Genomic DNA, 6,489 nt, shown 5'->3' with positions numbered 1-6,489 from the left:
GTCCGGGCGGTGGTTGCGGATGGCCCCGGAGGAGAGCTCGATGCCGTTGCAAACGATATCGTACTGGAACGCCTTGATGGTGAGCGGGTCCTGGCCTTCAAGCGCTTCCATCCCGCCCTGCGGCATGGAGAACGGGTTGTGGCTGAACACGACCTGCTTCAGGTCCTCGTCGTACTCGTACATCGGGAAATCGATGATCCAGCAGAACTTGAACTCGCCGGCCTTGATCAGCCCAAGGTCGCTGCCGAGCTTGGTGCGCACGGTGCCCGCGAACTTGGCGGCGTCCAGCTCCTTGCCTGCGGCAAAGAACACGGCATCGCCCGGTTGCAGCCCGCAAGCCGCGCGGATGGCCTCGGCGCGCTCGGGCGAGAGGTTCTTGGCGATGGGGCCCTGCGGACCGGCCTCGGAGAAGGTGATGTAGCCAAGCCCGCCCGCGCCCTCGGCGCGTGCCCATTCGTTCAGCTTGTCGAAGAAGGAGCGCGGATTGCCGCCAGCGCCCGGCGCCGGGATGGCGCGGACGATGCCGCCGCCTTCGATGATCCGGGCGAACAGGCCGAAGCTGGAGTCGCGGAAGGCGTCGGTGACGTCTGAGATGACGATCGGGTTGCGCAGATCCGGCTTGTCCGAGCCGTATTTCAGCATGGATTCGTCATAGGGGATGCGCACGAAGGGCGGCTCGCCGACTTCGCGGCCGTTGGCGAACTCGTCGAACACGCCATGCAGGATCGGCTCGATGGTGTTGAACACGTCCTCCTGCGTCACGAAGCTCATCTCGAAGTCGAGCTGGTAGAACTCGCCGGGTGAGCGGTCGGCGCGGGAGGCTTCGTCGCGGAAGCAGGGGGCGATCTGGAAGTAGCGGTCGAACCCGGCGACCATGAGCAGCTGCTTGAACTGCTGCGGGGCCTGCGGCAGGGCGTAGAACTTGCCCGGATGGTTGCGGGCGGGAACCAGGAAGTCGCGCGCGCCCTCAGGGCTGGAGGCGGTGAGGATGGGCGTCTGGAACTCGGTGAAACTGGCATCGATCATGCGGCGGCGGAAGGAGGCGATGACCCCGGCGCGCAGCATGATGTTCTTGTGCACCTGCTCGCGGCGCAGGTCGAGGAAGCGGTATTTCAGGCGCAGCTCGTCGGGGTAATTCTCGTTGCCGGCCACCTGGATGGGCAGCACGTCGGCGCCGGACTGGAGCTCCAGCACCTCAACCCGCAGCTCGATCTCACCCGTGGGGAGTTTCGGGTTGGTTGTGCCGGGGGCACGCTCCACCACGCTGCCGGTGACGGTGATGACCGACTCGACGCGCAGATGCTCGGCTGCGGCGAAAGCCGGGGTGCCGGCGGCGAATACGCATTGGGTCAGACCGAAATGGTCGCGCAAATCGATGAACAGCAGGCCGCCGTGGTCGCGCTTGGCGTGGACCCAGCCGGAAAGGCGCGCGGTTTTGCCGATGTCGGAGCTGCGCAGGGCGGCGCAATCATGAGAGCGATAGGCGTGAATCTGTTCCATGGCGGGCAAAGAAACCGGGGGCTGCTTCCTGTCAAGCCGGTAGGGAGTTAAGGGATGGGTATGACCGAAACACAAACCCAGTTCATCACCACCACCGAGGCTCTGGCCAGCCTTTGCGCGCGTCTGGCCGAGGAAGAGTTCATCACGGTGGACACCGAGTTCATGCGCGAGAAGACCTATTACCCGGAGCTGTGCCTGGTGCAGCTGGCGGGGACTGGGGATGTCGCGGTGGTGGACGCGATGGCCAAAGGCATCGACCTGGCACCGCTGGGCGAATTGCTGGCCAGCGCGGCGCCGGTGAAGGTGTTCCATGCCTGCCGCCAGGATGTGGAGATTTTCCTGCTGCTGTTCGGGGCGGTGCCGCTGAACCTGTTCGACACCCAGGTGGCGGCGATGGTGGCCGGGTTCGGCGATCAGGTGGGGTATGATTCGCTCGTGCAGTCGCTGACCGGGGGACATATAGATAAGACGCACCGCTTCTCCGATTGGTCGGCAAGGCCGCTGACCAAGGCGCAGATTGACTACGCCGCCGCCGATGTGACGCATCTGCGCACCGTGTACGAGAAGCTCTCCGCCAGGCTGCTTGTCGAGGGGCGGATGGACTGGGTGGGCCAGGAGATGGAAGTGCTGGCGGACCCCAACACCTACCGGGTGGACCCGGTGAAAGCCTGGGAGCGCCTCAAGCTGCGCACCAATAACCGCCGTCAGCTGGCGTTGGTGCAGGCCATCGCCACCTGGCGCGAGCGCGAGGCGCAGCGGATCAACATTCCGCGTGGCCGGTTGCTGAAGGATGAGCAGATCCCCGAGGTCGCCGCTCTGGCGCCGGAGAACGCCGAGGCGTTGACCCGGGCGCGCGGGATTTCCGCCGGGTTCGCCAATGGCAAATCCGGTGCGTCCCTGCTGGCGGCGATTGCCGAGGCCAAGGCGCTGGGCGAGGCGGATCTGCCGAAGGTGGAGCGCCCGCGCGATACGCCCCGCGCCTCGCCCGCGCTGGTGGCGCTGCTGAAAGTGCTGCTGAACGCGGCGGCCGAGCAGAACAATGTGGCGGCCAGGCTGGTGGCAAGCAGCGAGGAGATCGAGGCGCTGGCTCTGGACGAGAATGCGCCGAACCCGATTCTGGAAGGCTGGCGGCGGGAGATGTTCGGCGAGGACGCGCTGCGGCTGATCCGGGGTGAGATTGCCCTCTCGACCCAGGGCAAGCGGATCAAGATCGTCGAGCTGAGCAGGTGAAGCCAGCCATCCGCCCGGCGCGGGCGGGCGAGGGGCAGGCGCTCTACGACCTGACAGCGGCGGCGATACGCGCCCTGGCGGCGGGGCATTACTCGCCTGCGCAGATCGCCGCCTGGATGGATGGGCGGGATGCCGCGCATTACGAGGCGGTGATTGCCGCTGGCAATGTGCGGGTGGCCGAGGCGGGCGGGATTATTCTCGGCTTTGTTGATACCGCGCCCGGCATGCTGACGCGGTTGTTCGTGCTGCCGGAGGCGGCGGGGCAGGGGCTGGGAAGGCGGCTGCTAGAGATTGGCGTGGCGGCGGCGCGGCTGGACGGGCTGGTGCGGCTGGAGGCAACGCTGAACGCCGCGCCGTTCTATGCGCGCTGCGGCTTCGTGGAGACCGGAAGGGTGCTGTACACCCACCCGCTCGGCGGGCTGCCGGCGGAGGTGGTGAACATGGAACGGCGAGGTTAGGTCTCGAGTTGCGTCAGCGTTGCCTCGTCCCACTCGCCGCCGAAAAAATGTTCCAGCGCCTGGACGAAGAGCGGGTTCTTCCCGGCCGAGGCGAACAGGGTGAGGCTGGAATGGAGCTTCTGCGCGTCGGTGGGACCGAAAATGTCCAGCGCCGTATGGCCGGAGGCCGTGGCGAGGCTGACGCATTCTTTTAGGCGCGGTCTCAGCACGGGGTGGGCGAGATAGGCCCGGGCCTCGTCCAGCCCGGAAATGGCGTAACGCTGCGACATGGCGGAGAAGCCAAGCCCTGCGATCTGCGGGAAGATGAACCACATCCAGTGCGTGCGCTTATGCCCGGCAGCAAGCTCTTGCTCCACGGCGGCATAGACCGGATCCTGGGCAGAGACGAAACGCTCCAGATTGAACTCGTCCATGCCCAGGAATGTGGGGTGGTTAAGAGCACCTTTCAAACCCCTACTATGCCGGCCGTCTGGTGCCGCATTTCTGCGCGCCGGTGCTCACGTACTTCAATGTACGCTCCGCTCCGGTGCTCAAAAAACGGCACCATCCAGCTCGGCCTAGCGGGTTTTGAAAGGTGCTCTAAGCCACCCGTTCAATCCTCGCGCCACAGGCGGCGAGCTTCTGCTCCACCGCCTCGTAGCCGCGGTCCAGGTGATAGACGCGGGAGATGGTGGTTTCGCCCCGCGCCGCCAGCCCGGCCAGCACCAGGGAGAAGGAGGCGCGCAGATCGGTGGCCATGACCGGGGCGCCGGAGAGATGCTTCACGCCCCGGATGATGGCGGAGGAGCCGTGCACGTTGATGCGCGCCCCCATGCGGTTGAGTTCCGGCACATGCATGAAGCGATTTTCGAAGATCGTCTCAGTGACCATGGAGGCGCCTTCCGCCACCGCCATGAGGGCCATGAACTGGGCCTGCATGTCCGTGGGGAAGCCGGGGAAGGGCTCGGTCATCACGTCCACGCCGTGCAGCCCGTTGGCGCGGGCGACGCGGAAGCCGTTGGCCTCCTCGGTGATGACGATACCGGCCTCGCGCAGCGAGGTGAGCACCGCGCCGAGATCTGCCGCCCGGGCGTTCTCCAGGAACAGATTGCCGCCGGTGATGGCCGCGGCGCAGGCATAGGTGCCGGTTTCAATGCGGTCCGGCAGGATGGCGTGCTCCGCCCCGTGCAGGGATTTCACGCCCTCGATCACCAGGGTGTCGGTGCCGACGCCATTGATCTTCGCGCCCATGGCGATGAGGCAATGCGCGAGATCCGAGATTTCCGGCTCGCGCGCGGCGTTCTTCAGCGTGGTCACGCCATCAGCCAGGGAGGCGGCCATGAGCAGGTTCTCGGTGGCGCCGACGGAGACGAAGGGGAACACGATGGTCGCGCCCTTCAGCCCCTGCGGGGCAGCGGCGTCGATATAGCCGCCGTCCAGGGTGATCTTGGCGCCCATGGCCTCCAGCCCCTTCAGGTGCAGATCCACCGGACGGGTGCCGATGGCGCAGCCGCCGGGCAGGGAGACCCGGGCCTCGCCGACTCGGGCGAGCAGCGGGCCGAGCACGAGGATCGAGGCGCGCATCTTGCGCACGATGTCGTACGGGGCCTCGGTATTGGTGATGCGCCCGCCGAGCGAGATGTTGCGCCCGCTCCATTCCACAGCGATGCCGTGCTGGCTCAGCAGCTCGGCCATGGTCGCGAGGTCGGCCAGCCGGGCTGCGTTGGTGAGGGTGAGGCGCTCATCGGTGAGCAGGCCGCAGGCCATCAGCGGCAGGGCGGCGTTCTTGGCCCCCGAGATGGCGATGGTGCCGGAAAGCGGCACGCCGCCCGTGATGCGAATCGAGTCCATAATTACATCCTTGGCAGCGAGACGCCGCGCTGACCCATATATTTGCCGGATTTGTCGGCATAGGAGATCTCGCAAGGGCTATCGCCCTTGAGGAACAGGAACTGGCAGATGCCCTCGCCGGCGTAGATCTTGGCCGGCAGCGGCGTGGTGTTGGAAATTTCGATCGTCACCTGGCCCTCCCATTCGGGCTCCAGCGGGGTGACGTTCACGATGATGCCGCAGCGCGCATAGGTGGACTTGCCCAGGCAGATGACCAGCACGTCCCGCGGGATGCGGAAGTATTCAACCGTATGGGTGAGGGCGAAGCTGTTCGGCGGGATGATGCAGACGGGGCCGGTGCGGTCCACGAAGCTGGCCGGGTTGAAGGCCTTGGGGTCCACCACCGCCGAGTCGACATTGGTGAAGATCTTGAAATGGTCGGCGCAGCGGGCGTCGTAGCCATAAGAGGAGAGGCCATAGGAGACCACGCCGTCGCGCTTCTGCGCCTCGACGAAGGGGGAGATCATGCCGGCCTCAAGGGCTCGGGCACGGATCCAGTGGTCGGGCATTACCGGCATTTGTCGTTTTCCTTCTCCGGTGCGGGGGTGTCGGCGGCGCGCGCCTGGGCCTTGCGGCGCAGCAGATTCGCGCGCAGGGCGGCGGCCTCGGCAGCCGCGCGCGCGGCCCGGGCGGCCTCGGCCGGGCTTGGTTTGGGAGGATTTTGCGGGGCCTTCATGCGGGATGTTCAAGCCTCGGACACGGTATTGCGTCAAGGCCTGTTGCATCCGGGCGCGTGGTTGGATATACGGCCCGAACCGCGCGCTGTCATAGCTCAGGGGTAGAGCACTTCATTGGTAATGAAGAGGTCCTGGGTTCAATTCCCAGTGACAGCACCAGCGGGCTTGCAACAGGGGACAGCCTAGTTTAGGCACCCTGCTACCCAAGTGCCCAGGTAGCTCAGTTGGTAGAGCATGCGACTGAAAATCGCAGTGTCGGTGGTTCGATTCCGCCCCTGGGCACCATTTCTTCTTCCAGAACGCTAATATTTTTAACGCGGTGGCGCGCAATGCTCTGGTGTTTTTGCTAGGTGCAGGCTAGACCTTTAGCCAACGCGCCCGGCTGTTCGCAGTCGCGCCTGGAGCGTTTTGACTGGTAGGAACAGCGGTTTGGCGAAAACAGCCCAGCCAGGCCGCGTAACAGGAAAGAGGCTATAAAATATGTCTAAGGCATTTATTGCTGAAGTTATCCAGAACTCCGCCGAGATTACCGGTGTTGCCGCGAATCGCACGGCGACTGACCTGATCGAGGCGATCGTCAAGGAGATGAAGAAGAACGGTAAGTTTACGCTGCCGAGCTTTGGCACCTTCACCGTGCGCAAGACCAAGGCCCGCAAGGGACTGAACCCGCGCACCGGCGAGGCAATCAGGGTCAAAGCCGGTAAGACGGTTCGCTTCAAGGCTTCCCCGGTGTTGAAAAAGTCCGTGTGAGCCCG

The 6,489-nt window shown here is 65.2% G+C and carries 8 protein-coding genes and 2 tRNA genes; 5 read left to right on the top strand and 5 right to left on the bottom strand.

The genetic code is table 11. The annotated features are described in order from the left end of the window. Positions 1–1,491 (bottom strand): aspartate--tRNA ligase (aspS, locus tag ACLPJJ_RS02010; RefSeq protein WP_443589073.1); only part of this gene is annotated, 1,491 nt, incomplete at its 3' end. A 69-nt stretch (positions 1,492–1,560) separates the two neighbouring features. Between aspS and rnd the strand changes: the two genes are divergently transcribed. Both rnd and ACLPJJ_RS02000 read left to right on the top strand, forming a co-directional pair. Then, on the top strand, positions 1,561–2,730 hold the full coding sequence (rnd, locus tag ACLPJJ_RS02005; protein ID WP_443589072.1) for a ribonuclease D: 1,170 nt from the start codon (positions 1,561–1,563) through the stop codon (positions 2,728–2,730). Further along, positions 2,727–3,188 carry a GNAT family N-acetyltransferase gene (locus ACLPJJ_RS02000; protein ID WP_443589071.1) on the top strand — a complete coding sequence of 154 codons (462 nt, stop codon included), beginning with the start codon at positions 2,727–2,729 and terminating at the stop codon, positions 3,186–3,188. Before rnd ends, ACLPJJ_RS02000 begins: the two co-directional genes overlap by 4 nt. Here ACLPJJ_RS02000 and ACLPJJ_RS01995 read toward each other — a convergent pair. The 4 genes from ACLPJJ_RS01995 to ACLPJJ_RS01980 form a co-directional block, all read right to left on the bottom strand. Next, entirely contained in the window at positions 3,185–3,637 is a 453-nt protein-coding gene (locus tag ACLPJJ_RS01995) for a DUF1810 domain-containing protein (protein ID WP_443589070.1), read from the bottom strand. The genes ACLPJJ_RS02000 and ACLPJJ_RS01995 overlap by 4 nt on opposite strands. Before the next feature lie 130 nt (positions 3,638–3,767). Next, a complete protein-coding gene (gene murA, locus ACLPJJ_RS01990) occupies positions 3,768–5,018 on the bottom strand; it encodes a UDP-N-acetylglucosamine 1-carboxyvinyltransferase (RefSeq protein ID WP_443589069.1) in 1,251 nt (416 codons plus the stop codon). 2 nt (positions 5,019–5,020) lie between these two features. Continuing rightward, entirely contained in the window at positions 5,021–5,575 is a 555-nt protein-coding gene (gene dcd, locus ACLPJJ_RS01985; RefSeq protein WP_443589068.1) for a dCTP deaminase, read from the bottom strand. Next, positions 5,566–5,733 carry a hypothetical protein gene (locus ACLPJJ_RS01980; RefSeq protein WP_443589067.1) on the bottom strand — a complete coding sequence of 56 codons (168 nt, stop codon included), beginning with the start codon at positions 5,731–5,733 and terminating at the stop codon, positions 5,566–5,568. Before ACLPJJ_RS01980 ends, dcd begins: the two co-directional genes overlap by 10 nt. Positions 5,734–5,818: 85 nt before the next feature. Between ACLPJJ_RS01980 and ACLPJJ_RS01975 the strand changes: the two genes are divergently transcribed. The 3 genes from ACLPJJ_RS01975 to ACLPJJ_RS01965 all read left to right on the top strand — a co-directional run bounded on the left by ACLPJJ_RS01975 (position 5,819) and on the right by ACLPJJ_RS01965 (position 6,484). Then, positions 5,819–5,893, top strand: a tRNA-Thr gene (locus ACLPJJ_RS01975). A gap of 50 nt (positions 5,894–5,943) precedes the next feature. Then, positions 5,944–6,019 (top strand) — tRNA-Phe (locus tag ACLPJJ_RS01970). Between the two features lie 195 nt (positions 6,020–6,214). Then, the gene (locus tag ACLPJJ_RS01965; protein WP_443589066.1) at positions 6,215–6,484 is read left to right on the top strand and encodes an HU family DNA-binding protein; all 270 of its coding nucleotides are present in this window, start codon (positions 6,215–6,217) and stop codon (positions 6,482–6,484) included. The last annotated feature ends 5 nt before the right edge of the window (positions 6,485–6,489 follow it).

It is taken from the genome of Acidocella sp. (genome assembly GCF_052326845.1).
Taxonomy (GTDB): Bacteria; Pseudomonadota; Alphaproteobacteria; order Acetobacterales; family Acetobacteraceae; genus Acidocella.
The sequence above is the reverse complement of the archived record's forward strand: the minus strand, read 5'-3'. Positions and strand labels throughout refer to the sequence as shown.